The organism is Frateuria terrea (assembly GCF_900115705.1).
GTDB classification, from domain to species: domain Bacteria; phylum Pseudomonadota; class Gammaproteobacteria; order Xanthomonadales; family Rhodanobacteraceae; genus Frateuria_A; species Frateuria_A terrea.
In genome coordinates, this window is the sequence record NZ_FOXL01000002.1 from 578,534 (window position 1) to 604,406 (window position 25,873).

General features: G+C 69.3%; 28 protein-coding genes. 11 read left to right on the forward strand and 17 right to left on the reverse strand.

Translation table 11 applies throughout. From position 1 onward, the window contains the following. The first annotated feature begins 34 nt into the window (after positions 1-34). Complete coding sequence (locus BMZ38_RS02710) at positions 35-1,123, forward strand: phospholipase A (RefSeq protein ID WP_091333784.1); 1,089 nt, start codon at positions 35-37, stop codon at positions 1,121-1,123. 98 nt (positions 1,124-1,221) lie between these two features. Here BMZ38_RS02710 and BMZ38_RS02715 read toward each other — a convergent pair whose 3' ends face one another. Next, positions 1,222-1,704, reverse strand: coding sequence for an FKBP-type peptidyl-prolyl cis-trans isomerase (locus tag BMZ38_RS02715; RefSeq protein ID WP_091333787.1), 483 nt, complete (start codon positions 1,702-1,704; stop codon positions 1,222-1,224). A gap of 95 nt (positions 1,705-1,799) precedes the next feature. Between BMZ38_RS02715 and dacB the strand changes: the two genes are divergently transcribed. Beyond that, complete coding sequence (dacB, locus tag BMZ38_RS02720) at positions 1,800-3,317, forward strand: D-alanyl-D-alanine carboxypeptidase/D-alanyl-D-alanine endopeptidase (RefSeq protein WP_245747154.1); 1,518 nt, start codon at positions 1,800-1,802, stop codon at positions 3,315-3,317. 6 nt (positions 3,318-3,323) lie between these two features. Here the strand turns inward: dacB and BMZ38_RS02725 are convergent, their stop codons facing one another. After that, complete coding sequence (locus tag BMZ38_RS02725) at positions 3,324-3,809, reverse strand: glutathione peroxidase (protein WP_091333789.1); 486 nt, start codon at positions 3,807-3,809, stop codon at positions 3,324-3,326. Positions 3,810-3,909: 100 nt separating this feature from the next. Here BMZ38_RS02725 and BMZ38_RS18065 point away from each other — a divergent pair, with 100 nt between their 5' ends. Further along, the gene (locus BMZ38_RS18065) at positions 3,910-4,041 is read left to right on the forward strand and encodes a hypothetical protein (RefSeq protein ID WP_281243867.1); all 132 of its coding nucleotides are present in this window, start codon (positions 3,910-3,912) and stop codon (positions 4,039-4,041) included. Positions 4,042-4,044: 3 nt separating this feature from the next. Here BMZ38_RS18065 and pncB read toward each other — a convergent pair whose 3' ends face one another. From pncB to BMZ38_RS02770, 9 genes are all read right to left on the reverse strand, one after another. Further along, the gene (pncB, locus tag BMZ38_RS02730) at positions 4,045-5,226 is read right to left on the reverse strand and encodes a nicotinate phosphoribosyltransferase (protein WP_091334361.1); all 1,182 of its coding nucleotides are present in this window, start codon (positions 5,224-5,226) and stop codon (positions 4,045-4,047) included. A 43-nt stretch (positions 5,227-5,269) separates the two neighbouring features. Next, positions 5,270-5,656, reverse strand: coding sequence for a YbbN family protein (locus BMZ38_RS02735; RefSeq protein ID WP_091333791.1), 387 nt, complete (start codon positions 5,654-5,656; stop codon positions 5,270-5,272). Between the two features lie 31 nt (positions 5,657-5,687). Beyond that, positions 5,688-6,728 (reverse strand): YncE family protein, encoded by a 1,041-nt coding sequence (locus BMZ38_RS02740; protein ID WP_091333793.1) that lies wholly within the window; start codon positions 6,726-6,728, stop codon positions 5,688-5,690. Positions 6,729-6,771: 43 nt separating this feature from the next. Next, positions 6,772-7,851 (reverse strand): aminopeptidase, encoded by a 1,080-nt coding sequence (locus tag BMZ38_RS02745; RefSeq protein ID WP_091334364.1) that lies wholly within the window; start codon positions 7,849-7,851, stop codon positions 6,772-6,774. 56 nt (positions 7,852-7,907) lie between these two features. Continuing rightward, positions 7,908-8,231 carry a hypothetical protein gene (locus BMZ38_RS02750; protein ID WP_245747155.1) on the reverse strand — a complete coding sequence of 108 codons (324 nt, stop codon included), beginning with the start codon at positions 8,229-8,231 and terminating at the stop codon, positions 7,908-7,910. Between the two features lie 200 nt (positions 8,232-8,431). Beyond that, a complete protein-coding gene (locus BMZ38_RS17465) occupies positions 8,432-9,181 on the reverse strand; it encodes a histone H1-like repetitive region-containing protein (protein WP_139202375.1) in 750 nt (249 codons plus the stop codon). 141 nt (positions 9,182-9,322) lie between these two features. Beyond that, a complete protein-coding gene (locus tag BMZ38_RS02760; protein WP_091333795.1) occupies positions 9,323-10,123 on the reverse strand; it encodes a metallophosphoesterase family protein in 801 nt (266 codons plus the stop codon). Next, positions 10,120-11,061: a diacylglycerol/lipid kinase family protein gene (locus BMZ38_RS02765; RefSeq protein ID WP_091333797.1), complete on the reverse strand. Its 942-nt coding sequence runs from the start codon at positions 11,059-11,061 to the stop codon at positions 10,120-10,122. The genes BMZ38_RS02760 and BMZ38_RS02765 overlap by 4 nt, the downstream gene beginning before the upstream one ends. A 7-nt stretch (positions 11,062-11,068) precedes the next feature. Further along, entirely contained in the window at positions 11,069-11,671 is a 603-nt protein-coding gene (locus BMZ38_RS02770) for a rhomboid family intramembrane serine protease (RefSeq protein ID WP_217638710.1), read from the reverse strand. A gap of 137 nt (positions 11,672-11,808) precedes the next feature. Here BMZ38_RS02770 and BMZ38_RS02775 point away from each other — a divergent pair, with 137 nt between their 5' ends. Next, on the forward strand, positions 11,809-12,690 hold the full coding sequence (locus BMZ38_RS02775) for a PhzF family phenazine biosynthesis protein (RefSeq protein WP_091333799.1): 882 nt from the start codon (positions 11,809-11,811) through the stop codon (positions 12,688-12,690). Then, positions 12,687-13,154, forward strand: coding sequence for a YaiI/YqxD family protein (locus BMZ38_RS02780; RefSeq protein WP_091333801.1), 468 nt, complete (start codon positions 12,687-12,689; stop codon positions 13,152-13,154). The genes BMZ38_RS02775 and BMZ38_RS02780 overlap by 4 nt, the downstream gene beginning before the upstream one ends. Positions 13,155-13,217: 63 nt before the next feature. On the opposite strand, the gene BMZ38_RS02785 is transcribed toward BMZ38_RS02780, so the two are convergent. Beyond that, positions 13,218-14,093, reverse strand: a complete 876-nt coding sequence (locus BMZ38_RS02785; RefSeq protein ID WP_091333803.1) for an NAD(P)-dependent oxidoreductase — start codon at positions 14,091-14,093, stop codon at positions 13,218-13,220. Positions 14,094-14,233: 140 nt separating this feature from the next. After that, positions 14,234-15,409, reverse strand: a complete 1,176-nt coding sequence (locus tag BMZ38_RS02790; RefSeq protein ID WP_091333806.1) for a BaiN/RdsA family NAD(P)/FAD-dependent oxidoreductase — start codon at positions 15,407-15,409, stop codon at positions 14,234-14,236. Positions 15,410-15,498: 89 nt separating this feature from the next. On the opposite strand from BMZ38_RS02790, the gene BMZ38_RS02795 reads away from it, so the two are divergent. Then, positions 15,499-15,981: a YajQ family cyclic di-GMP-binding protein gene (locus tag BMZ38_RS02795; protein WP_091333808.1), complete on the forward strand. Its 483-nt coding sequence runs from the start codon at positions 15,499-15,501 to the stop codon at positions 15,979-15,981. A 4-nt stretch (positions 15,982-15,985) separates the two neighbouring features. Here BMZ38_RS02795 and BMZ38_RS02800 read toward each other — a convergent pair whose 3' ends face one another. Both BMZ38_RS02800 and BMZ38_RS02805 read right to left on the reverse strand, forming a co-directional pair. Beyond that, positions 15,986-16,669, reverse strand: coding sequence for a DUF1345 domain-containing protein (locus tag BMZ38_RS02800; protein ID WP_091333810.1), 684 nt, complete (start codon positions 16,667-16,669; stop codon positions 15,986-15,988). Positions 16,670-16,744: 75 nt separating this feature from the next. Further along, a complete protein-coding gene (locus tag BMZ38_RS02805; RefSeq protein ID WP_091333813.1) occupies positions 16,745-17,020 on the reverse strand; it encodes a GNAT family N-acetyltransferase in 276 nt (91 codons plus the stop codon). Between the two features lie 140 nt (positions 17,021-17,160). Between BMZ38_RS02805 and BMZ38_RS02810 the strand changes: the two genes are divergently transcribed. Next, a complete protein-coding gene (locus BMZ38_RS02810) occupies positions 17,161-17,586 on the forward strand; it encodes an OsmC family protein (protein WP_091333815.1) in 426 nt (141 codons plus the stop codon). A 56-nt stretch (positions 17,587-17,642) separates the two neighbouring features. On the opposite strand, the gene BMZ38_RS02815 is transcribed toward BMZ38_RS02810, so the two are convergent. After that, on the reverse strand, positions 17,643-18,839 hold the full coding sequence (locus BMZ38_RS02815) for a GGDEF domain-containing protein (RefSeq protein ID WP_091333818.1): 1,197 nt from the start codon (positions 18,837-18,839) through the stop codon (positions 17,643-17,645). Between the two features lie 177 nt (positions 18,840-19,016). Here BMZ38_RS02815 and BMZ38_RS02820 point away from each other — a divergent pair, with 177 nt between their 5' ends. The 4 genes from BMZ38_RS02820 to BMZ38_RS02835 all read left to right on the forward strand — a co-directional run bounded on the left by BMZ38_RS02820 (position 19,017) and on the right by BMZ38_RS02835 (position 24,965). After that, a complete protein-coding gene (locus BMZ38_RS02820) occupies positions 19,017-20,891 on the forward strand; it encodes a 3'-5' exonuclease (RefSeq protein ID WP_091333821.1) in 1,875 nt (624 codons plus the stop codon). An 83-nt stretch (positions 20,892-20,974) separates the two neighbouring features. Next, positions 20,975-22,465: a S10 family peptidase gene (locus BMZ38_RS02825; RefSeq protein ID WP_091333823.1), complete on the forward strand. Its 1,491-nt coding sequence runs from the start codon at positions 20,975-20,977 to the stop codon at positions 22,463-22,465. 51 nt (positions 22,466-22,516) lie between these two features. Next, positions 22,517-23,596, forward strand: a complete 1,080-nt coding sequence (locus BMZ38_RS02830) for an aromatic ring-hydroxylating oxygenase subunit alpha (protein ID WP_091333825.1) — start codon at positions 22,517-22,519, stop codon at positions 23,594-23,596. Positions 23,597-23,663: 67 nt separating this feature from the next. Beyond that, the gene (locus BMZ38_RS02835; RefSeq protein WP_091333828.1) at positions 23,664-24,965 is read left to right on the forward strand and encodes an amino acid permease; all 1,302 of its coding nucleotides are present in this window, start codon (positions 23,664-23,666) and stop codon (positions 24,963-24,965) included. On the opposite strand, the gene BMZ38_RS02840 is transcribed toward BMZ38_RS02835, so the two are convergent. Then, the gene (locus BMZ38_RS02840; protein ID WP_091333831.1) at positions 24,962-25,852 is read right to left on the reverse strand and encodes a LysR substrate-binding domain-containing protein; all 891 of its coding nucleotides are present in this window, start codon (positions 25,850-25,852) and stop codon (positions 24,962-24,964) included. The two genes, BMZ38_RS02835 and BMZ38_RS02840, sit on opposite strands and share 4 nt — an antisense overlap. Positions 25,853-25,873 lie beyond the last annotated feature (21 nt).

Below are 25,873 nucleotides of genomic sequence, written 5' to 3' on the forward strand. Positions count from 1 at the left end.
ACTCGCGCCTTTGCCATCGAGGACCGACGCTTCCATGAAGCCCCTGCCGACCACCACGCTCGCCTTGCTCGGCGGCCTGTGGGCGTGCGCCGCGCACGCGCAGAACCCCAACCCGATGGACATCCGCGCCTGCACCGCGATCGAGAGCGACGCGCAACGGCTGGCCTGCTACGACCACGCCACCGGTCGGGTCAACCTGCCGGTGGCGAAGAAGCGTGAGAGCGAGAGCGTGGCGCAGCCCAGCCTGTTCGCCCACGACCGCAACCCTGGCCAGCCGGTCACGCAGGAAAACCCGGACGTAGACGCACCGCTCTCGTTGCTGGACAGCCGCTGGGAACTGTCGCCGGAGGCCAAGCTCGGCACGTTCAACGTGCGTGGCTACAAGCCGGTGTTCCTGATGCCGGTGTTTGCCACCAGCAACCAGAACGAACGCCCGCAAAGCCCCAACCCGCTCAACACGGTGACCAACCCGGAGCGGCTGGACAACGTCGAGTCGAAGTTCCAGCTCAGCTTCAAGACCAAGCTGTGGCAGGGTGTGTTCGGTGACGCGGGCGACCTGTGGCTGGGCTACACCCAGTCCTCCCGCTGGCAGGTCTATAACAACCGCCTCTCGCGTCCGTTCCGCGAGACCAACTACGAGCCCGAGGCGATGCTGGTGTTCGATACCCACTACCAGCTGCTTGGTTGGGATGGGCGTCTGCTCGGCATCGGCATCAACCATCAGTCCAACGGCCGCTCCAACCCGCTGTCACGCAGTTGGAACCGGGTGGTCGCCAACATCGGCTTCGAGCGCGGCGACTGGACCGTGATGCTGCGGCCGTGGTGGCGCATCCCCGAGGGCGGTACCGACGACAACAATCCGGACATCAGCGACTACATGGGCCGCGGCGACATCCAGATCGTGCACGAGTGGAACGGGCAGGAGTTCGGCATGATGCTGCGCCACTCGTTCCGCGGCGGCGGTCGCAGCCATGGCGCCGCGCGATTCACCTGGAGCTTCCCGCTGGCAGGCAACCTGCGGGGCTACATGGAGGTGTTCAAGGGTTACGGCGAGAGCCTGATCGACTACAACCACAACGCCACCTACCTGGGCTTCGGCGTGTCGTTGCTCGATTGGTACTGAAGCGGGCGGGGACCCTCCCGCCCCGGTTCTTGCCGAGGTCGTCGAGGCCTTCTATCGAGGGGGCGGAACGGCCAGGCGCCGACCGCCCTCAACGCCTGTCAGTGATGGTGACCGCCCGGGCCGTGCACGTGCCCGTGCGCCAGTTCCTCCGCATTGGCCTCGCGCACGCCGGTGACTTCGACGTTGAAATGCAGCGTCTGCCCAGCCAACGGATGGTTGCCGTCGATGTGCACCTTGTCCTCATCGACGCGCACCACCGTCACGTTCATCACGCCCTGCGGACCGCGGCCCTGGAACTGCATGCCCGGCTGGATGTCCTCAACGCCCTGGAAGGCATCGCGCGGCACTTCCTGCACCAGTTCGGCGTGGCGCGGGCCGTAGCCTTCCTCCGGCACGACGTCGACCTTGAACTGGTCGCCCGTCTTGCGGCCGGCCATCATCTTTTCCAGGCCCGGCACGATCTGCCCGGTGCCGTGCAGGTAGGTCAGCGGCTCGCGTCCCTCGGAACTGTCGATGACGCGGCCCTCGTCGTCCGTCAGCGTGTAATGGAAGGAGGCGACGGTGTTGTCTGCGATCTGCATGGCGGTCTCGCTAATAGTGAATGGGCCAGCTTAACAGGTCGCCGTGGACAGGCCGTCGACCGGCGCAGTGGCAGCGCGGTTGCGATACTGCGCGCATGAAGATGCAACGCCTGCCGCGCTGGCTGCCCGCCCTGCTCACCCTCGTCCTGATGCCGCTGCGCGCCGGCGCGATGGACCTGGCCGCTACGCGGGCGGCAATCGACGCGCATATCCACCAGCCGCGCTTCGCCGCCGCGCGCTGGGGCATCGCGGTGGTCTCGCTGGACAGCGGCCGCACGCTCTACGCGCATGACGCCGACAAGCTGTTCCAGCCGGCCTCCACCGCCAAGCTGTTCACCGCGGCGCTGGTGCTGAGCGGACTGGACACCGCCTATCGCATTCCCACTCGGGTACTCGGGCCGGCGCCGGACAGGCGTGGACGCGTGGATGGACCGCTGGTGCTCTACGGCATGGGCGACCCCTCGCTCGGCACCGCCCCATCGACCGCCAATTGGGCCGACGCGCTAGCGGCCCAACTCGAGGCGCATGGCGTGCGCCGCGTGCGCGGCGACCTGGTCGCCGATGCCACCTATTTTGCCGGCGCGCCCATCGGCAGCGGCTGGGAAGCCGCCGACCTGCTGAGCGGCTTCGCTGCGCCCGCCTCGGCGCTGAGCGTGGACGACAACCAGCTGCGGCTGACCGTGGCGCCGGCCGCGCACGACGGTCGCCTGGCGCAGCTCGCCTTCGATCGACCGTCGGCGGCGATGCTGCTGGAGAACCGCCTCATCACCTCGCCGGCCGGAACCGCCGCGGACATCAACCTCTACCGCACGCCGGGCAGCGACCTGCTGCACGCCTTCGGCTCGATCGCCTCGCGGTCTTCCCCGCGCAGCTTCCGCCTGGCCATTCCCGATCCCGCGCGGGCAGCCGGCAATGCCTTGCTGCAGGCCTTGCAGCAACGCGGCATCGAGGTCGACGGCCAATTGCGGGTATTGCGGTGGCCGCAGCTGGATACGGCGCTACGCACCGGCGCCGGCGTGCTGGCCGAAGTGCGTTCGCCGCCCGTGGCGATGATTCTGCGCGAGGGCCTCAAGCGCTCACAGAACCTCTACCTGCAGAACCTGCTGCAGCTGGCGGGTACGCGTGCCGCTATCACGGCGGCGGCCGATCCGGCCGCCACGGCTGGCTTCCTCGGCGCCGCCGACTGGGGCATCCGAGCTCTCCACCAGCTGCTCGACCGCATCGGCATCCCGCCTTCGGCCAGCCTGATCGGCGAAGGCACCGGCCTGTCGCGGCGCGACCTGACCACGCCCGCCGCGCTGGTGCGCCTGCTCAGCTTCCTGGCCGCCGGTTCCGATGCCGCCGAGGTGCGCGACATGCTGCCGGTGGCCGCCGTCGACGGCACGCTCGCCCCGCGCATGCGCGGCACGCCCGCCGCGGGCAACGTGCACGCCAAGACCGGCAGCATGACCTATGTAACCTGCCTGGCCGGCTACGTCACCAGCGCCGCGGGCGAACACCTGGCGTTCGCGGTTCTGCTCAACGACTACGCACCGCCCGCGGGAATGCCGGCCAGCGCCGACGTCGACGCGATTGCCGTGTGGCTGGCCGAGCTGAGCGAGCGTTCGCTCTAGGACGGATCAACCCTGCAGTCGCTTGGCCAGGTCGGCGCCGATCTTTGCCGGCGTGTCGGTCGGCGCATAGCGTTTGACTACCTGGCCGTCGGGCCCGACCAGGAACTTGGTGAAGTTCCACTTGATCGCCTCGCTGCCGAGCACGCCCTTGCCCTCGCGCTTGAGCCAGCGGTAAAGCGGGTGCGCGTCGCCGCCATTGACCTCGAGCTTGGCGAACAGCGGAAAGTCCACCTCGTAGTTGAGGCTGCAGAACTGGCGGATTTCCGCCTCGCTGCCCGGCTCCTGGTGGCCGAACTGGTCGCAGGGGAAGCCGAGCACGGTCAGGCCGCGGTCGCGCCATTCCCGCCACAGCGTCTCCAGCCCTTCGTACTGCGGGGTGAAGCCGCACTTGGAGGCGACGTTGACGATCAGCAGCCACCGGCCCTGCCACTCGGACAACGAGCGCTCCCGGCCGTCGATGTCGCGGGCGGAAAAGTCGTAGACGCTGCTCATGCATGGGCTCCCGTAGCTTGTCGGGCAGTCTACGCCGGCGGGGGCATATGCACATGAGCGATCGCCATTACCGCACGCATCCCGTCCAGGAGATGCTGCCGTGATGCACCTCATCGTTTCAGCCCTGGTCGCGCTCGCCACCCTCGTGCTGCTGGCTTACGCCGCCTGCCGCGAGGCACCGCGCCGCCGGGTGCGCGTCCGCAGCCGCCGCAGTGGCCCGATCGGGCCCTAGCGGCTAGGCCTCCGGCGGAATGTCGAACACCTGCCGCAGATAGGTCACATAGGCCGGGTCGTCGCACATGTTCTTGCCAGGCGAATCGCTGAGCTTGGCGACCGGCTGGCCATTGCAGCGGACCATCTTGATGACGATCTGCAGCGGCGTCGGCCCGACGTCGTTGGTGAGGTTGGTGCCCACGCCGAAGGCCAGCTGGCAGCGCCCGCGGAAATGCCGGTAGAGCTGCATCACCCGCGGCATGTCCAGCGCGTCGCTGAACACCAGGATCTTGCTGCGCGGGTCGACGCGATTGGCCTGGTAGTGCGCCAGCACCTTCTCGCCCCAGGCGAACGGATCGCCCGAGTCGTGCCGGGTGCCGTCGAACAGCTTGCAGAAATACATGTCGAAGTCGCGCAGGAAGGCGTCCAGGCCATAGACGTCCGACAGCGCGATGCCGAGGTCGCCGCGGTACTCCTTCGCCCAGGTCTCCAGCGCCACGCGCTGCGAGTCGCGCAGGCGCGGACCCAGCGCCTGATGTGCCTGCAGGTATTCGTGCGCCAGCGTGCCCAGGGGCGTGAGGCCGAGCTTCCAGGCCAGCCACACGTTGCTGGTGCCGGCCAGCTGCTCACCCAGGCCGTCGCGCAAGGTACGCACCACTTCCTCGTGCCATTCGCGCGAGAAGCGCCGGCGCGTGCCGTAGTCGGCGATGCGGCAGTCGGCGTACTCCGGATCGGCCCGCAGCAATGCAATCTTCGCTCGCAGCCGCGCGCGCCCCTGCGCGAGGTCCAGGCCAGGCTGGGTGTTGCGAAAGTACACCTCGTTGACGATCGCCAGCAGCGGCACCTCGAACAGGATCGTGTGCAGCCACGGCCCGACGATGCGGATCTCGATCTCGCCTTCGGCGGTCTGCGAGGGCGCGATGTCGACGTACTTGGCGTTCAGCTGGAACAGGCCCAGGAAGTCGACGAAATCGCTCTTGATGTAACGCCAGCTGCGCAGGTAATCGAGCTCCTCCGGCGTGAAGCGCAGGCTGCACAAGGCCTCCAGCTCCGCACGGATCTCCCCGATGTACGGCACCAGATCGATGCCCGGGTTGCGGCACTTGAAGCGGTACTCGACCTGGGCCGCCGGATAGTGGTGCAACACCACCTGCATCATCGAGAACTTGTACAGGTCGGTGTCGAGCAGCGAGCGGACGATCATGCGCATGCCTTGCGGGATCCGGCAGGCCGGATCGGAACCTGCATTATCCCTGCGCCGGCGCCAGCGCGGCGAGCTGGCCCTCGATGGCCTGCGCGAACGCCTCGGCACTGGGCCAGCTGGTGATGCGGCCGAGCTTGCGCGTGCCGCAGAACACGAAGAACGCCGGGATGCCATGCAGGCCGAAGCGCGTGGCCATCGCCGGATCCTCATAGACGTTGTCGTGCAGCCAGCGCACGCGCGACCACTGGAAGCGTTCGCGCGCCAGCAGCAGGGCGCCCTTGGCGATGTCGCAGTTGGGGCAGTCGCGCCCCCACAGGAACAGGATGGAAAGGCCGTCGTCCGGCTCCGCGAGCACGGCATCGAGCACGGTTTCGCGCACGCGACGCATCGGGAACTGCTCGAAGAACCGGGGAACGGTGGTGTCGCTCATCCTCCCACGATGGAGGCGGCGCCCTGGCGGCTCAAGGCGAGCGCCCAACCTCCAGCACGGTGAAGCTGCCCGGCAGCACGGACGGGTGACGGTGCGGGCCGCCCTGCTCCGTGTGCACCGCGAACTGCGCGGCCGACAGGAACAGATGGCCAGTGTGCGGATCCAGGGCAAGCGTGCGGGCGGTGGCCTGGGTGGGAACGGTGGCGAGCACGCGATAGTGGTCAGGGTCGTCTTCGTGCACCACCGTCAACGTGCCGTCCTGGCCATTGGCGCTGTAGACCAGGCCGCGTCGGCTGTCGAACGCGGCGGCATCGGGGCCATTGCCGATCGCCACGCTCGCCACGCGATGACCATCGTCGGCATCCAGCACTGTCATGGTGCGGTTGTCGCAGACCGAGAACAGGCGGCGGTGCGCGGTGTCCAGCGCCAGCCCGCTGGGCGACTCGCACGGCGCCAGCGACCAGATCGCCAGCACCTTGCCCGCCTTCGGATCGAGCTTGGCCAGCTGGTTCTTGTCTTCGATGTTCACCCAGACGTGGCCGGCGCCGTCGCTGACCGCGAATTCGGGCTTGCCCGGCAAAGCGATGGTGGCCAGCGCCTTGCCGCTGGCTGCGTCGAACGCGGTGGCATTGGCACTACGCCCGTTGAAGGTGAAGACGCGGTTGCTGGCCGGGTCGTACAGGATCGCATCGGGATTGGCGCCAGTGGCCTTGAGCGTGGCGGTGGGCTTGAGCGTGCGGGTGTCGAACACGGTCACCTCGCCGCTACGGCCATTGCTGATCCAGCCGCGGTGCATGGCCGGGGCAAGGGCGATACCGTGCACGCCATGGAGTTGCCCGATGCGGCCTACGGTCTTGCCGTCGTCGGCATCCAGCACCACGACTTGGTCGCCGTGGCTGACGTACACGCGGCGCGCGGCGGCGTCGACCGCCAGGTAATCCCAGCCCTGGTCGCCGCCAGGGGTGTAACGGTGCAGCACGCGGTAGCCCGAATGCGGTGTCGATGCGGCCAGCGCCGCGGCGGTGCACAGTCCAAGCGATGCAGCGAAGACCCAGCGGGACGTGGCGTTCATGGCGGTTCTCCGTGGCGGACCGGCCGATGCTCCTACCTGCGCCTTATCGTGCGCTTATGTCCACGCCGCCGACCAGGCCGTCCAGCCTGCGGTCACGTTGCGCCTTCGGCTCATCGGCCAAGGTGCGAACCTTCTCGTAGAACGGCTCCCACCGGTGCCCCGCACGGTCGAACAGGAGGGCAAATGCGCCGGTCCAGCGGTCGTACAGCCCGAACGGCAGCAGCCGGGCATTGTTGATGGGCGCGGCGACCCAGGCGTCGTAGCGGTGATCGCCGGGCCATCGTCGGTCCCGCCATTGGGCGTAGTGGCGGCGGAATGCCTCGATCCGGGCTTGCTTGCCGCGTGCCAGCGCTGTCGCGTCATGGGTGGAGCTGTACAACTGCTTCAGGCGGTCGCGCAGCTCCAGCACCAGTGCGGTGAAGCCCTGTTCGATCGCCTGCGCGCGCGCATCGGGCGGCGGCAGCTCGCGTACCTTGCGCCACTCGCGCAAGCCTTGCTGCTCGACGAAGCTGGCGAAGGATTCGTTGAAGGCGGTGTCACCCTTGACGTACAACTTCTGGTGCGCGAGTTCGTGGAAGATCGTGCCTGCCACGTCGTCGTCGTCCCAGCGCAGCATGCTGGAGACGATCGGATCGGCAAACCAGCCCAGGGTCGAATAGGCCGGCACCGGCCCGATCCACACGTCGTCGCCCCCGGCCTTCAGCTGCGCGGCACGGGCCTGCGCACGGGCCTGATCGAAATAGCCGCGGTAGGCCACGCAGCCGGCGATCGGAAAACATTGCGGCACCGCCTCCACCGAGTAGGGCGGCGTGGCGAACACGTTCCAGGCCACATAGGGACGATGCAGGTCGACGTAGCTGGTGTAGCTGCGGTTACGCGGCAAATCCAGCTGCGCGGAAGCGAACCGCCGCGCCTGCGCAGCCAGCCGCAGGCGCCTGGCCAGAACCGGATCGGTGGCCGGATCGTTCACCACCCTGGCAATCGCCCGGCGATGCAGCAGCAACGAGGTCTGCCCATGCGCCACATGCGCGTAGTAGCGCAGGCTGGCGCAGCCGCCGAGCAGCAGGCATAGCGCGGTGGTGGCCAGGCGCAGGGCGCGCCCGCAGAGACGTGGTGAAGGCATGCCGCGATTGTGCCAAGCATGCGCGCCGCGCACGAGCCGCGCGGCTGGTTGCAAGGTCAGTGGCGATCGTGGTCGCGGTCGCGGCGGCCGCGCCAATCACCGCGATCATGCCCGCGCTGGTCGCCGTCCCGGTCGCGGCGGTCGCGGCGGTCGTCGCGATCGTGGCGGTCGTCGCGATCGTGATAACGACCGCGGCCCCAGTCGCGCCCGCGGTAATGGTGCGAGTCGCGATACCAGGTCCCGCTGATGCCGACGCTCACGCCCGGTGCATAACCCCAGCCAGGCCCGTAATAGCCACCGTATCCGTAGTAGTCCGGCTGGTAGATCACCGACGGACCCTCGCCGTAGTAGGCGTCGCCCTGGTAGCCGTTGCTGCGCACGTAGCTATAGCCAGGATCGTATTAGCAGCCCGACAGCGCGGCCGTGCCCAGCACCAGCGCCAGTCCTGCAAACATGCGTTTCATGGGCTTACCTCCGTGACTGTTGTCACGGATGCCACGCTAGTCGGGATGATTTGAATGCGCCCTGAGCGTCGCGCCCGCCCCTTCCGGCACGGACGCGACGCACGGGCCTGGCGGCCTCAGATCTTGGCGCCGCGCTGTCCGGTATGGACCGGGATGGTGGTCTTGGGCGCGTCGCTGGGCAGCTGCGGACTGTCAGGCGTATGCACGGCCGACTCGCCTCTGGGTTGTGGTTGCCCATCTGCAGGGCGGTTGGCCGCGCGGGAGCGGTCATGCTTGGCATCGAGCAGCGCCTGGATGTGCGCGACCGCTTCTTCCGGGCTGATGTGCTGGGTCGCCGGAGCCTTCCCGGGTGCCGCACCCTTGCGGGCGGAAGGCTTGGCAGCGCCCGGCCTGCTGGGCTTGCCGGCGGGAGCGCCCTTCACTGCAGGTTTGCTCGCCATCTTCGTCGGCGCGCTCACCGGTGCGGCCTTGCGGGTAGCGGCCTTTTGGGGCTCGGCCTTCCTCGCAGCGACTTTCGTGGAAGCGGCCTTCTTTACGGCTGCTTTCTTCGCGGGTGCCTTCTTCGCTGCCGCCTTCTTCACCGCGGCTTTCTTTGGTGCCGTTTTCTTCACAGCGGCCTTCTTTGGCGCTGCCTTCCTCGCCACGGCCTTCTTGGTTGCGACCTTCTTCGCAGCGGTCTTGTTCGGTGCCGCCTTTTTGGTCGCGGTGCCCTTGCCGGCGGCCTTCTTTGCGGCCGAACCGGCGGTGCGGTTGACCGGGGTCTTGATGCCGGCCCTCTTCGCGGCGCTCTTCTTCGCCACGCTGTTGCCAGAGGAAGCCTTCTTTGCCGCGGATTTCTTCGCGGCCGACGTGCGGGTCGTTGCCATGCGTCATCACTCCTGCGGGTGGTCGATGCAGCCTTGCCGCGTTGGCATGCTCAACCTACGCGGCGGAAAGACCTGCACGTCCAGTATTGCGCGGGCATCTTCCGCTGTCATGCGCGATTGCCGCATGAAACGGCTGCTCATTCAGCCCTCGGGCTGGCCACGCAGCTCCAGCGCATGCCACTGGTGGCAGACGAATGCCTCGCGTGCGGCGTCGTAGTCCCAACGTTCCACGGCGCAGGCGTCCGATCCACGGCGACGCAACAGGTTCACCGAGTTGGCAATGCCGCCGCGCACGCGACGCGACACCGCGGTGCCGGCCTGCACCACCCACAGCGGCCGGCCGGCCGGCGCGGGCAAGGGGCACAGGTAAGGCAGGTGGATGTGCCCCCCCAGCACCAGCTGGGCGCCCGCGGCGGCCCATGCATCGGCTGCGCCGGCATGCCCGCGCAGCAGGTTGCGCCGGTCCGAATGGCAGATCACCCCCATCGGCTGGTGCACCACCACCACGCGCAGCTGTTCCGGCGCCGCCGCGCGCAGGCGCCTCGCCACCCGGTCGACCTGCCGGGCCGATACCTCGCCCTGCTTGTGACGCCACCAGCGCGTCGTATTGACCCCCAGCACCAGCCACTCCGCGGACGACCACGCCGGCTCAAGCTCGTCGCCGAAGGCGGCCTGGTAGCGGGCATAAGGTGTCAACAGCCGGGAACCCAGGTCGAACAGGGGGATATCATGGTTGCCGGGAATCGCCAGGTGCGGCCCCGGCAGGCTTTGGACGAATTCGCGCGCGGCAGCGAACTGCGCCGCGCGCGCGCGCTGGGTCAGGTCGCCGGAGAGCACCACCAGTGCCGGCCGGACCTCATGCACCAGGGCACGCAGCGCCGCCAGCACGGGCGCCCGCTCCGTGCCGAAGTGGGAATCGGACATGTGCAGCAGCACGCTCATGCAGAGTCCGGCCGGTTGGGTACCAGCAGCCGCAGCGGCTGCGGGGCGACCCGGAAGCGCAACGGCAGCGGCAGCCGGGTGATCTCGCCATCGATCGCCAGCTTGATGTGCCGTCGATGCGGCAGCGTGGCTTCCAGCTCCGTGAACGCGAAGCTGTCGACCTTGTCGACGTCGCCCAGGTGGCCGAACAGCCCGCGCACCGCGGTGAGGATCATCCGCCAGCGCGCCAGCGGCGGCAGCACGATGCCGACCAGCCGGCCGCGTTCGACCGCCTCCGCTTCGGCGATGCCGATATCGGCCAGTTGCAGCCGGTTGTCGCCCACCACCAGCGTCGTGCTGCGGCGCAGCTGGGTTCGCCCGTCTCCGCACAGCGACAGGCGCAGGTCCGGATAGTCGCCCAGCAGCGCGCGCAACCCCGAGAGCAGCGCGACCAGCCGGTGCCGGCCGAAGCGGCGCTTGTCCAGCTCGCGCCGCTCCAGCAGTTCGGGGTAGAGACCCAGGCTGGCGTTCACCAGGAACACCCGGTGGTTGACCATGCCGACCTGCACGCGGGCCTCGCGCGCGTCCAGCAGCCCGCGCACGCCCGCGCCCACATCGCCCTCGGGCAACCCGTGGCAGCGGCCGAAGAAGTTGAAGGTGCCCTGCGGCAGCACGCCCAGCGGCAGGCCGCTCGGCAGCACCGCCTGTACCACTGCGTTGATGGTGCCGTCGCCGCCGGCCACCACGACCGTGCCGCCCTGCTCCTCCGCCGCCGCAACGGCCTGGGCCGCCAGCGTGCCCAGCTCGCGCGGATGCCGTACGCAGTAAAGCCGGTACGGGTATGACGCGGCATCGAGTTCCGCGCGGATGGCCTGTTCCGTCGCATCGGCATCGCCGCTGCCGGAGCGGCGGTTGAGTACGACGAAAAACGGCCGCCGGTGGTCTTGCGGCGTGGGCATGGCCCTCCTATAGGCGTGGATTCATGAGCAGCGCGAGGAAGTGAGTGAACACCCGCGGCTCTATCAGCAAGGTGAAGACCACGCCATAGGCGGCGCCCCACAGGTGGGCGCTGTGGTTGATGTTGTCGCGGCCGACCCGGTCCATGTAGATCGAATAGCCGACGTAGAGCACGGCGTAGAGGATCGCCGGCATCGGCAGCACGAACACGATGATGCGCGACCACGGCGAGAGCAGGATGAAGGCGAACAGCACGGCCGACACCGCTCCGGAGGCACCCAGGCTGTGATAGTTCGGGTTGCGCCGGTTCTTCAGATACGTCGGCAGGATCGAAGCCACCAGGCCGCCGATGTAGAACAGCAGGAAACCCAGCCTTCCGAGCTCGGCCGTGTAGAACTGCTCGATCAGCCGCCCGAAGAAAAACAACGTCAGCATGTTGAACAGCAGGTGGCCGAAGTCGGCATGCACCAGCCCGTAGGTGACCAGCCGGTGGTACTCGCGGTGGCGCTGGATCGCCGGCGGCCAGAGGATCAGGTCGTCCATCAGCTTGGGCTTGTTGAAGGCAAGGAACGAGACGACGCAGGTGACGGCGATGATGGCCAGGGTGAGCATGATCGCTGGGCTTCCTCGGGGAACGGCAGACCGCCCATCTTGGCGCCGGCATTCTGGCTTGTCGACCGCGCTTACGACGCCTGCGGCATCACGGCGTATCATGCGCGCCTTTATCCGCCCGCTCCCCTCGGACCCGCATGGCACCGATCCGCTACCTGCATCTGGACGTCTTTGCCGCTGTTTGCGGCGGCGGCAACCACCTCGGCGTGGTGACCGACGCGCGCGGCTGGAGCGATGAGCAGATGCAGCGCTTCGCGCGCTGGACCGCGCTGGTGGAAACCACCTTCCTGCTGCCACCGTCCACGCCGCGGGCGAGCTATCGCGTGCGCATCTTCACCCCTCAGCGCGAGATCCCCTTCGCCGGCCATCCCAGCGTGGGCAGCGCGCACGCGGCGCTGGCCTGCGGGCTGGCGCAGCCGGTCGACGGAACGCTGTGGCAGGAATGCGGCGCCGGCGTGCTGCCGATCCGCGTGGAGGGCGACGGCGAGGCACGCGACCTCCTGCTGAAGTCGCCCGGCGAGCGCGTGGTTGCCACCGGCCGCGAGGCGCATCCGCTGCTCGCCGCCACGCTCGGCGGCATCGAACTGGGCAAGCTGCCGCCGGCATTGGTCGATGGCGGCCGACGCTGGTGGCTGGCCGAAGTGGCCGACGAGGCCAGCCTGCGCGGCTGGCTGCCCGACCACAGCGCGATCGGAGCGCTGGCACGGGCGACCGACAGCATGGGCCTGTGCGCCTTCGCGCGCAGCGATTCGGGCGACTACCAGCTGGTGGTGCGCGCGTTCCCCGCCGGCGTGGGTATCGTCGAGGATCCGGCCTCCGGTGCCGCCAACGGCCTGATCGCCGCCTACATCGCCCACGCCGAGCCGCACGGCCCGCTGGCGCGCGGCTACGCGATCAGCCAGGGCCGGGAGATGGGCCACGACGCGCGGCTGCTGGCGCGCATCGAGCCGGATGCGATCTGGGTCGGCGGGCGGGCGCGCACCGTGGTCGACGGCCTGCTGCACTGGAACGGCACGTGAGCGGGGCGCCGCAGATCTGGGTCGACGCCGACGCCTGTCCCGGCCCGGTCAAGGAGATCCTGTTCCGTGCGGCCGAGCGCGCGCAGGTGATGGTGACGCTGGTGGCCAACCAGATGCTGCGCAAGCCGGCCACGCGCTGGGTGCGCGCGCTCCAGGTGGCCGGCGGCTTCGACGTGGCGGACAACGAGATCGTGCAACGGCTGGCGGCGGGCGATCTGGTGGTGACCCAGGACATTCCGCTGGCCGCGCAGGCGATCGACAAGGGCGCGCTGGCATTGCATCCGCGCGGCGAGCTGTACACCCGCGAGACCATCGCGCAGCGATTGTCGATGCGCAATTTCATGGACGAGCTGCGCGGCGCAGGCGTCGACACGGGCGGCCCGTCGGCCTTCCACGCCCGTGACCGGCAGGCCTTTGCCAATCAGTTGGACCGCTGGCTGCAGCAGCGCCCGAAGAATCCGTAGGACGGACTTCGACACACCCGTTTTCGATGCGACGGGCGCTGGCGGGCTCAAGCCCTCCCGCGGTCACTCCAGATGCGCACGGCGCGCGGCGACCTGAGCCAGTGCCGCCCAATCCAATCCCTCGCCACCGCCCGCCAGCGCCTCGATCAGCGCATCGCGCAGTACGCCCGCGAACGGCAGCGGTACCCGCGCCGCCTCTCCCGCGGCGAGCGCGAGGTTGACGTCCTTCAGTCCCAGCGGCAGTGCGAAGCCCGGCGGCGCGTAGCGTTCCTCCGCAATCAGACGGCCGTAGCCCTGGTAGGCCGGGGCGGCGAACAGCGTGCTGGTCATGATCTCCAGGAAGTCGGCGGCGGATACGCCATGCGCGCGTACCAGCGCGCTGGCCTCGGCCATGCTCTCGATCGCAGAGGCCAGCATGAAGTTGCCGGCAAGCTTGACCGCGTTGGCGCGCTCGGGAGCCTCGCCCACCGGCCACAGCTGGCTTCCAAGCACTTCGAGCAAGGGCCGCACGGACTCGACCACGTGGGGGTGGCCGGCCACGACGATGTTGAGCTTGGCCGCCGCAGCCACGTCCGGCCGTCCGAACACCGGCGCGGCCACATAGCCGAGTCCCCGCTGCGCGTGCGCCTGTGCCAGTTCGCGCGCCAGCGCCACCGAGATGGTCGCGTGGTTGACGTGCACGGTGCCGCGGTCCATCTCGTCCAGCAGGCCGCGGTCGAGGAACACCTCGCGCACGGCCTGGTCGTTGGCCAGCATGCTGTGCACGACCTGTCCCTGCACCGCCCGCCCGGGAGTGCTTGCGACCTTGGCGCCGAGCGAGGCCAACGGTTCGGCGGGACCTTCGGAGCGGTTCCATACGGTCAGCGCGTGGCCCGCGGCGAGCAGGTTGCTGGCCATGGCGCTGCCCATGGCGCCCAGGCCGAGGAATCCGATGTTCATGCGTCTCTCCTGCCAAGCCCCTCCGACTTCGGCCTGCGGCCTACGCTGAGGGCGAACGGGTACGGAAGCGTAGACCGGGCCGACCGTCGGAGTCGAAGCGCCCGAGTCCACCATGCGCCGCGTTGATGCCGCGCGAACCGCTACACCACCTCGCCTGCGGCATGCCCTGACGCCCACGCCCACTGGAAGTTGTAGCCGCCCAGCCAGCCGGTCACGTCGACCACCTCGCCGATGAAATACAGCCCCGGCACGAGCTTCGACTGCATCGTGCTGGAAGAGAGCCCATCGGTGTCCACGCCGCCCAGTGTCACTTCGGCGGTGCGGTAGCCCTCGGTGCCGCTGGCGACCAGCGGCCAGTCGTGCAGGCGCGCGCCGATCGTGGACAGCTCCGGCTCGCGGTACTGGCGCATCGGGCGGTTGCCGAAGTCGAGCTCGCACAGGCGCTGAGCGAGCCGCTTGGGCAGCAGGTCGGCCAGCACGGTCTTCAGTTCGGCGGCGGGCCTCGCCGTGCGCTGGGCGGGCAGCCAGGCGGCGGCGTCGCGGTCGGGCAGCAGGTCCAGCCGCAGTTCCTCGCCCGGCTGCCAGTAGGAGGAAATCTGCAGGATTGCCGGCCCGCTGACCCCGCGATGGGTGAACAGCAGGCCCGAGCGGAACGACTGCCGCCCGCTGCGGGCCTCGGCCGGCAATGCCACGCCGGCCAGGTCCGCGTAACGCTCCTGATGCTTGCCGCTCAGTGTCAGCGGCACCAGACCCGCGCGCGTGGGCCGCACCTCGTGGCCGAACTGCCGTGCCAGCTCGTAGCCGAAGCCGGTGGCGCCCATGCTCGGGATCGACAGGCCACCGCTGGCGACCACCAGCGCGCCGGCGTGCAGCTCGCCACGCCCAGTAGCCACGCTGAATCCGCCCTCGCGGTGGCGCACACGCTCCACTGCGCAACCGGTCTCGATCCGCACGCCCGCGGCCGCGCACTCGTCCAGCAGCATGCGCACGATCTGCTTGGAGGAGTCGTCGCAGAACAGCTGGCCGAGCTCCTTCTCGTGGTAGGCAATGCGGTGCTTCTCCACCAGCGCGACGAAGTCGGCCGGCGCATAGCGTGCCAGCGCCGACTTGGCGAAATGCGGGTTAGCCGAGAGGTAGTTGGCCGGGGTCACGCCCAGGTTCGTGAAATTGCAGCGCCCGCCGCCGGACATCAGGATCTTCTTGCCCGGCTTGTTGGCGTGATCGAGCACCAGCACCCGCCGGCCACGCTGGCCGGCGGTGATCGCGCACATGAGGCCGGCGGCACCCGCGCCGATGATGAGGACGTCGGTTTTCATGGATCGGAGGGAGCGTGCACCTGGCGCCGGTCGCGCATTATCGCCGAGCGCTTACACTTTGCGCTTCCCAACCCAGCAGGCGCCTCCCCATGCCCTCCTTCGACGTTGTTTCCGAAGTGGACAAGCACGAACTTACCAACGCGGTCGACCAGGCCAACCGAGAGCTTTCCACCCGCTTCGATTTCAAGGGTACCGACGCGGCCTTCGAGCTGGACGGCTACGTGATCACGCAGCGCGCGCCCAGCGACTTCCAGCTGCAGCAGATGCTGGACATCCTGCGCGGGCGCCTGACCAGCCGCAAGATCGACATCCGCGCGCTGGACGTGGCCGAGCCGGAGGTGAACCTTGCCGGCGCGCGGCAGAAGATCACCGTCAAGCAGGGCATCGAGCAGCCGATCGCCAAGAAGCTGGTTGCCGAACTGAAGGCGGCCAAGCTCAAGGTCGAGGCGCAGATCAACGGCGACAAGCTGCGCGTGACGGGCAAGAAGCGCGACGACCTGCAGCTGGCGATGGGCGTGCTGCGCAAGTCGCCGACGGAGCTGCCGCTGCAGTTCGACAACTTCAGGGATTAGCCGGCTACTTGCCCTGCCCGGCCACGATGTTGACGCTTACGGCGATGATGAACACGTTGAAGAAGAACGCGATCACACCGTGCACCAGCACCATCCGGCGCAGATGGCGGCTGGTCACCTGCACGTCGGAGACCTGGAAGGTCATGCCGACCACCACCGCGAAATAGGCGAAGTCCCAGTAGTCCGGCTCCTGGTCGCCGGGGAAGTCCAGGCCTTCGTGCTGCATGCCGTAGTCGCCGTAGTAGCCGTGCGCGTAGTGCAGCGCGAACAAGGTGTTGAGAAACGCCCAGCTCAGCATCAGGCTGGCCGCGGCGATCACGATCGCCAGCAGGCCTCCGGTCCTGCCGGCCTGCAGCTCGGTGCCCAGCGCCACCAGAACCACCGTGGAAACCGCCACGCCGCTCCACAGGATGCCCCAGCGCCCGGCGTCCTGGCGGCGTGCCTGCTCGCGCATGCTGATCGGCGTGGCCAGACTGAACTCGCGCAGCTGCAGGCCGACGAAGGCCAATGCGCCGACGTCGAAGCCCAGCAGGAACGACGGCCCCGGATGCATGCCCAGCGCCCATGCCACGATCGCCACCAGCACCATCAGCCCTCCGCCGAGCGCCAGCGACGGACGGGCGCGCAGCGCATGCCAGGGGCTGTGGTGGTGGCGGTGTGGCTTGCCGTGGGCATGGGCGTCGCTCATCGGGCCTCCTGCAGTCGCCGGACTGATCGCAGTTTGCCCACGGCACACAGCGGGCACAACGCCGGGAACGACGGATCAGGCGCGCAGGTCGGCGAACTCGGGATGGCGACGCAGCCAGGAGGCGGCATAGGCGCAGGCAGGCACCACCGTCCAGCCTTCGGCGCGCGCGGCCTGCATGGCCGCCAGGGTCAGCGCGGAAGCGATGCCGCGGCCCTCCACCGGCGCCGGTACGCCCGTATGGGTGATCGTCATGACGTTGCCGTCGAGGCGGTAATCCAGCTCGCATGGCTGGCCGTCCACGACGGTCTCGAAGCACCTGGCTGTGCGGTCGTGGCGGATGTCGAAGCTCATGCCGGAATCGCCGGGAAAGCCGCGAGGATACGGCCCGCGCGGGCAAAACGCGCGTGAAGCGGCGGCCGGCCGGCGTTCGCACCGCCTGCATGGCGCGCTTGCCACACTGTCCCGTCCACTCGACGAACGGGAGACCCGCCATGAAGAAATCCGCCTCCGCCACCTGGTCCGGCGGCCTGAAGGACGGCCAGGGCACGATCTCCACCGAAACCGGCGTGCTGCGCGAGGCGCCGTTCGGTTTCAAGTCGCGCTTCGAGGACGGCCCCGGCACCAACCCGGAGGAACTGATCGGTGCCGCGCTGGCGGGCTGCTTCTCGATGGCGCTCTCGCTGGGCCTGGGCAATGCCGGGTTGACGGCAGAGAAGATCGACACGCACACGCAGGTGACCCTGGACAAGCAGGGCGAAGGCTTCGCCATCACCACCATCGCGCTGACCTGCCGCGCCCGCGTACCGGGCGCCGATGCCGATACCTTCAGCCGCATCGCGCAGGAGACCAAGCAGGGATGCCCCGTGTCCAAGGTGCTGCGGGCCGATATCTCGCTGGATGCGCGGCTGGAGGGTTGATCCCGCCCTGTTCCAGCAGGAGCGCCCCGGGGCGGGCCCGCGTGGTGATCGCGCCCCTACGATACCGAAAGTGCGCGCCGGACGAGCTCAGGGTCGGCCGCCATGACGCGGTTGCGTCCCGCGCGCTTGGCGGCGTACAGCGCTGCGTCCGCGCGCTGCAGCAAACCCTTGACGTCGTGCTCGCCCGGCGCACCCGCCACCGCGCCGATCGACACGGTCAACTGCAGCAGGTGCCCGTCCACCAGCAACGGCGTGCACTCGACCGTCTCGCGGATGCGTTCGGCCAGCACCAGCGCATCGTCCAGGCTGGTGTCGGGTGCCAGCACCACGAACTCCTCCCCGCCGATCCGGCCGATCACGTTGCTCGCGCGCAGCGTGGCGCGGATGCTGCCGACCAGCGCCAGCAGCACCTTGTCGCCCCCGCCGTGGCCGAAACGGTCGTTGACGCTTTTGAAGTGGTCGGCGTCGATCATCAGCACGCCCAGCGGCCGCCCCACGCGGGCGGCCTGGGACAGCAGCTGGGCGGCCGTCTCGGTCAGCGCCAGGCGGTTCTTCACGCCGGTCAGCGCATCGACCCGCGCCAGCAGGTGCAGCTCGCGTTGCAGTGTCTCGCTGTAGAGCAGCAGGAAGCCGATGCTGAGGAACAGTGGCTGCATGCCCGACAGCAGCACGTAGAGGTAGTTGGCCGTATCCGGCTGCATGATATTGGCCGGCGGATTGAGGTCGAACCACAGCTGCCCGTTGCGCCACAGCAGCAGCAGCACGGAAAGCGAGCACATCGCCAGCAGCGCCACCCGCGCCCGTGAACTTCGCCGCAGCCCGCCATGGAGCAGCGCCTGCATGCGCAGGCCGATGTCGACCAGGATCGCTGCCGAGCCCCACAACACGCGCAGGCGATAGTCCGGCTCGACCACGCCGAGCCAGCCCACGCCCAGCCAGCCGACCACGCCGATCGCCAGCACCACACGCCAGCGCAACGGCTCGCCCAGCAGCATGCGCAGCGCAACCACCGACATGCCTTGCGCCAGCAGGTTGAGCGCGTTGCCGCCCAGCAACAACTGAGCCGGATGCAGCCACGCCTGTGCCGCCAGCATGCCCCATCCGGCCGACTCCACCGCCAGCGCGCCGGCGCGCAGCTTCAGGCTGGTACGCGCCGCGCCGGGGCCGCCGTGGGTGCCCGCCCACAGCAGCACGGCCAGGGCCAGCGACTGGATCGCGCTGATCAGCGAAAGCGTTTCGATGTGCATGGGCATGCTGGGCTCTCCCCGCGCCCGAACGTGACGACCGGCTCCGCCGTGAATCGAAGCGTGCCCGCGATCCCGGTTCCTGCCCTGTCGTCGCCCGTCATATCGGCGCTGGCTGGACCGACTTTAGCGTTGACAGCCGGCTTCAGTCCGCTACTTTCCACGCAAAACCAGGACGGACGCCGCATGGCCACGCTCATCCCCAGTCGCAACAGCTGCCTGCCGCGCATGACCGCGGGGGAGAAGCGCTTTTCCGAACGGCTGGAGCAGAAGCTGGAGGACGACTACCTGCTCTGGTACGACGTGCCCGTCGGCCTGAAGCAGCGCCACCCGGACTTCGTGGTGTTCCACCCGCGCCGCGGCTTGCTGGTGCTGGAGGTGAAGGACTGGAAGGCCGAGACCATCCAGCACGCGGACAGCACCCAGTTCACGCTGGTCACCGAGCGCGGCCTGGTGAAGGAGAACCACCCGCTGCTGCAGGCGCGCGCCTATGCGCTGGAGATCGGCGTGGTGCTCGAGCGCGACCCGGCGCTGCGCTTTCCCCCCGGACACCGCCATGCCGGCAAGATCATCATGCCGTGGGCCTGGGGCGTAGTGCTGTCCAACATCGGCCGCAAGCAGTTCGAGGAGGGCGGGCTGGATGCGGTGATCCCGCCGCACCTGGCGATCTGCCGCGACGAGTTCTACGAGTCGGTGGAGTCCGAGGACTTCCAGGAACGGCTGTGGGCGATGTTCCCGCACGCCTTCCCGGTGGCCCTCACGCTGCCGCAGATCGACCGCGTGCGGTGGCATCTGTTCCCCGAACTTCGCGTGGAGCCGGGCAGCGGCCAGTTCGGCCTGTTCGGCCCGACCGACGCCGCGGTGCGTCCGCTGCAGATCCCCGAGTTGGTCAAGGTGATGGACGCCCAGCAGGAACAGCTGGCACGCTCGCTCGGCGCCGAGCACCGCATCATCCACGGCGTGGCCGGTTCGGGAAAGACCATGATCCTCGGCTTCCGCGCCATGCAACTGGCGCGCGCAATGAACCGGCCGATCCTGGTGCTGTGCTACAACAAGACGCTCGCCGCGCGGCTGGAGCAGCTGATCGGCGAGCGCGGGCTGGCCGAGAAGGTGCAGGTCTACAACTTCCACAAGTGGTGCCACAGGATGCTCACGGCCTACCACGTCGAGTTGCCGCCCAAGGGTTCGGACGGCTTTTTCGAACAAATGGTCGAGCGGGTGATCGACGGCGTCGACCGCGGCCAGATCCCGCGCTTCCAGTACGGCGCGGTGCTGGTCGACGAGGGCCACGACTTCGAGCCGGACTGGTACAAGCTGATCGTGCAGATGATCGATCCGGCGACCAACTCGCTGCTGGTGCTCTACGACGACGCGCAGAACATCTACGGCAAGGCCGACCGGCGCAAGCTCAGCTGGAAGAGTCTCGGCATCCAGGCGCAGGGCCGCACCACCATCCTCAAGCTCAACTACCGCAACACGCTGGAGATCCTGGCCGTGGCCCGCGGATTCGCCAACGAACTGCTGGCCGGGCGCGCCGAGGATGAGGACGGCGTGCCGCTGATCGCCCCGGAGAGTGCCGGGCGCCGCGGCGCGGTGCCGGAGCTGATCCGCGTGGAGACCGCGCCGGCGCAGCTCACCGTGCTGATCGCCCAGCTGCGCGACGAGCACGCGCACGGCCGGCCGTGGTCCGACATGGCGGTGATCTTCCGCAACCAGTGGGAAGGCGAGAAGCTGGCCGAGGCGCTGGAGCGCCAGGGCATTCCCGCGCGGCTGGCCGAGGGCCGCGGCAAGGGCGCGCTGTTCGCGGTGGGCGACACGGTCAAGCTGGTGACCATGCATTCGAGCAAGGGGCTGGAGTTCCCGCTCGTGATCATCCCGGGCCTCGGTTCGCTGCCCAAGGACGGCAAGGACGAGGCCGAGGAGGCACGCCTGCTCTATGTAGCGATGACCCGCGCCACCGAGCGGCTGGTGCTGATCCACCACGACGAGTCGGTGTTCAGCAAGCGCATCCGCGATTCGATCAACCAGGTGCAGGGACAATTGGTCGCGCTGCCGGCCTGAGGCAGCACCCCATGCCTTTGGGCACAGTCCCGCCCCGCTGGCAGCCGCTAGGCTGGGACTTTTCGCTCCAGGGAAAATCCACCGTGCGCAAGACCCTCCAGGCCACCCTGCTGGCCGCCTCGCTGCTGGCCGGCCTCGCCGCTCCCGCGTTCGCTGCCGACAAGCCGGCCGCCGACACCGGCCACGGCCAGTACCACCTGCCCCCCTTCCCCGCCGACGCGCACGTGCAGCAGAGCGCGCAGATCGGCGGCCGCACGCTCAGGTACACGGTCACCGTCGGCTCGCTGCCCGTGCGCGACGAGAAGGGCGATACGGTCGCCGAGGTGGTCTACACCGCCTACACCATGGGCGGCGGCGACCGCCCGGTGACCTTCGCGGTCAACGGCGGGCCGGGCGCCTCGTCGGTCTATCTGAACCTTGGCGCGATCGGTCCGAAGCGCGTGGACTTCGGCGTCGAAGGCGACAACCCCTCCGATCCGACCACCCTGCACGACAACCCCGGCAGCTGGCTGCCCTTCACCGACCTGGTGTTCATCGACCCGGTCGGCACCGGGTTCAGCCGCGCGCTGGTGGACGACAAGAAGGCGACCGGGCTGTTCTACAGCACCGACAGCGACATCAAGTACCTCTCGCGCATCGTCTACGACTGGCTGGTCAAGAACGGCCGCCTGCAGTCGCCCAAGTACCTGGTCGGCGAGAGCTACGGCGGCTTCCGCGGCCCGCGCATCACCGACTACCTGCAGACCCAGCTCGGCGTCGCGATGAAGGGCGTGGTGCTGGTCTCGCCCTACCTGGACCCGGCCGCCTCCAACGACGAGAACGTCTCGCCGCTGCCGTGGATGCTGACCCTGCCCTCGATCGCCGCGGCGCACCTGGAGCGCGAGCACAAGCTCACGCCCGGGGCGATGGCGCAGGTCATCGACTACACCCGTGGCGAATACGCCACCGACCTGATGCGCGGCCGCTCCGATCCGCAGGCCACCGAGCGGGTGATCCGGAAGGTGACCGAACTGACTGGCCTCGATCCGCTGTTCGTGCGCCGCTCCGGCGGCCGCCTGGAGACCCAGGCCTACCTGCGCGAGGTCTACCGCGCCGAGGGCAAGCTGGGCAGCCGCTACGACTCCAACGTCACCGCCTGGGACCCGTTCCCCTACGCGCCGCGCCAGCGCACCGGCGACCCGATCCTCAACGGCATCATCGCGCCGACCACCACCGCGATGGTCGACTTCATCACGCGCACGGTGGGCTGGAAGTACGACGGCCGCTACAACGCACTCAGCTACGAGGTGAACAAGCTCTGGCACGAGGACGACGACGCGATCGAGGGCTCGGTTTCGCAACTGCGCGAGTCGGTCGCCAACGACCCGGGCCTGCGCGTGCTGATCGCGCATGGCTGGGACGACCTGTCCTGCCCGTTCATGGCCTCGGTGCTGATCGTCGACCAGATGCCGCCGATGGGCGATGCGACCCGCGTGCAGGTGAAGGAGTACCCCGGCGGCCACATGTTCTACGCCCGCCCGGACAGTCAGGCGGCCCTGCTCAAGGACGTCAAGGCGCTCTACGGCGTCCGTTGATGGTGTAGGTTGGGATGCGCTTGCCGCATCCCCGCCTGCCTGGTGCCCGCCATGTCCGACCTGCTCACGCCCGACGTCCTTGCTGCGCAGCCGCTCGATCATGCGCGGGCGCTGTCGGCACGCTGCTATACCGACCCGCGCATGCCGGCGCTGGATGCCGCGGCGGTGTTCGACCGGAGCTGGCAGCTGGTCTGCCACCAGTCGCAGCTGGCCGGCGTGGGCGACCACCTGGTCACCACCATCGCCGGTCTGCCGCTCGTGGTCGTGCGCAGCGACGCCACGGCCATCCGCGCCTTCCACAACGTCTGCCGCCATCGCGCCGGCCCGGTCGCCAGTTGCGACGGCAAGGGCGCAACCGCGCTGCGCTGCCGCTACCACGGCTGGACCTATGGCCTGGACGGCGTGCTGCGAGGCGCGCCGGAGATGGGCCGCACGCCCGATTTCGATCCGTCGACGATTCGCCTGCCCGAAGCACGCGTGCAGATATGGCAAGGCCTGGTGTTCGTCGCCACCGGGGCGGCGCCGGCGTTCGCCGAATTCGTCGAGGGCATCGACGCGCGGCTGGGCGAAGGCCGTTCGCTGGCCGGCCTCCAGTTCCACCATCGCGCGAGCTGGGAGGTCGCCTGCAACTGGAAGGTATACGTGGACAACTACCTGGAGGGCTACCACGTACCGCACATCCACCCGGGCCTGAACAGCGTGCTGGACTACCGCAGCTACGTCACCGAAACAGCGCGCTGGTACTCCTACCAGTTCAGCCCGCTGGAGAGCGCGGACGAGCTCTATGGCAGCGGCGAGGCGCTGTACTACTTCCTCTACCCGAACACGATGCTCAACATCCTGCCGGGGCGGCTGCAGACTAACCGCGTGCTGCCGCTGGGCGTGGGCCGCTGCCGGGTCGAGTTCGACTTCTACTACGCCCCGGACGCAAGCCCGCAAGCGCGGGCACGCCGCGAACGCGACATCGCATTCAGCGACGAGGTGCAGGACGAGGACGTGACCATCTGCGAGGACGTGCAGCGCGGGCTCGCCTCCGGCTCCTACGACAGCGGCCGGCTGAACCCGTTGCGCGAGAACGCCGTCCACCATTTCCACGAACTGCTGCGCCACGCCTACCGCGAGCACGCGTGAACGCCACGCCCGGGGCTGGCCCTCCTGCCTGCAGGAGAACGAGCGGATCGCTGCAGTGGGAGCAGGCATGAGCACCCATTCCAGGCCACTGGGCCAGTTGTCCCTGATCGCCCTGGTCGTCGGCAACATGATCGGCTCCGGCGTGTTCCTGCTGCCCGCGGCGCTGGCGCCCTATGGCGCGGCGAGCCTGCTCGGCTGGGCGCTGACCCTGGCCGGCGCGTTGCTGCTGGCATGGGTCTATGCCTGGCTGGCGCGCGCGATCCGCAACCACGGCGGCGCCTACGGCTACGCGCGCCGGGCGTTCGGCGACGGCATCGGCTTCGTGGTCGGGTGGAGCTACTGGGTCTGCACCTGGAGCGCCAACGCGGCGATCGCGGTGGCCTTTGCCGGCAGCCTGGGCGCGCTGTGGCCGGCCGCCACCGCCACACCGCTGCGCTCGGCTGCCTGCGCGCTGGCGGCGCTGTGGCTCTGCACCGCGGTGAACCTGGCCGGCGTGCGCGAGGCCGCACGCATGCAGATGCTGACCACCCTGCTCAAGCTGGTGCCGCTGGTGCTGTTCGGCCTGGTCGGACTGGGCTGGGTGCAGGCCGCCGCCTACCACCCGTTCAACCCGAGCGGCCTGCCGCTGCTGGGGGTCACCACCTCGGTGGCCGCGCTCACGCTGTGGGCCATGCTCGGCTTCGAGGCGGCCACGGTACCGACCGGCGTGGTGCGCGAGCCGGAGCGCACGGTGCCGCGCGCCACCGTCATCGGCATGCTGGTCGCCGGGCTGGCCACCATGCTTGCCTGCACGGTGGTGATCGGCCTGCTTCCGCTGGACGAACTGCGCCGCTCCCCCGCGCCGATGGTGGCGGCGGCGACGCACGCATGGGGGCCGACGGCCGGCATCGCGCTGGCTGCGGTGGCGACGATCTCCTGCTTCGGTGCACTCAACGGCTGGGTGCTGCTGCAGGCGCAGACGCCGCTGGCCGCGGCGCAGGATGGCCTGTTCCCCGCGCGCTTTGCCAGGCTGGACGTACGCGGCACGCCCGCCTTCGGCCTGGTGCTGGGCAGCGGCCTGGCCAGCGCGCTGATCGTGGCCAACTACAGCCGCACGCTGGTGGCGCTGTTCACCTTCTCGATTCTGCTCTCCACGGCCACCACGCTGCTGCCCTACGTGGTGAGCGTGCTGGCCTGGTGGCGCATCGAGCCCGCCCCGCGCCCTTGGCGGCGCCTGGTCGCCGCCGGCGCGCTGGCCTATGCGCTGTGGGCTTTGGTCGGCACTGGCATCGAGTCGCTGCTGTGGGCCGGCGTGCTGGTGGCGATGGGGTTGCCGGTGCTGCTCTGGCAGCGATGGCGGTCGGCCGCCCAGCGACCGCCGGCCGGCTAGCGGGCCACGGCCTGCCAGCGCAGCCAGTCGATCACCGCGGCAAGCGCCGGGCGCGGCTGCGCGTCGTTGGCGCGCACGATCCAGTAGGCGGTTTGCACTGGTACCTCCAGTGCACCAAACGGGCGAAGCAAGGTGCCCGCCTCGAGCTCGTCGGCGACCAGCCGGTGGCGCGCCAGCGCCACGCCCTGACCCAGTTGCGCGGCACGCAGCACCAGGTCCGAGGCCGCATAGCGCGCGCCGCCCTGCAACGAAAGGCCGGCCGGCCCATGCGCGCGACGCCACGACTCCCATGCCGCCTGCGGGTCGCGATCGTGCAGCAGGCGCAGCCCCGCCAGCTGGGCGGGTCGCGAGGGGCGGCCATGGTCCTGCCAGTAGGCCGGGCTCATCACCGGGTACAGCGCATCGTCCATCAGTGGATCGCAGTGCAGGCCCGGCCATGGGCCCCGGCCCATGCGCACGGCCAGGTCCACGCGGCCGTCGCCGAAACCTTCCAGCTTCTGGTCGACCAGCACCGACAGTTCGATCTTCGGGTGCGCCTTCTCGAAGGCAGGCAGGCGCGGCAGCAGCCAGCGGATGGCGAAGGATGGCGTGGTCGAGAGCGCCACGGCGTGTGCCGGCCGCGCCTCGCGCAGCACGGCCACCGCCCGCTCGATCTCGCCCAGCCCGTCGCAGACGGCGCGCCCCAGCGCCTCGCCCTGCGGCGTGAAGACCAGCCCCGCCCGGCCCGCGCCGGCATGCAGCAGGGGCACGCCCAGCCAGCGCACCAGTTCGCCCAGGTGCCGGCTCACCGAGGAATGGGCCATGCCCAGCTCGCGCGCGGCCGCCCGTACGCCGCGGTGCTGGTAGACCAGGGCAAAGGCGCGCAGGGCGTTGAGAGGCAGGTCCATGGTCGGAATTCTAGACCACAG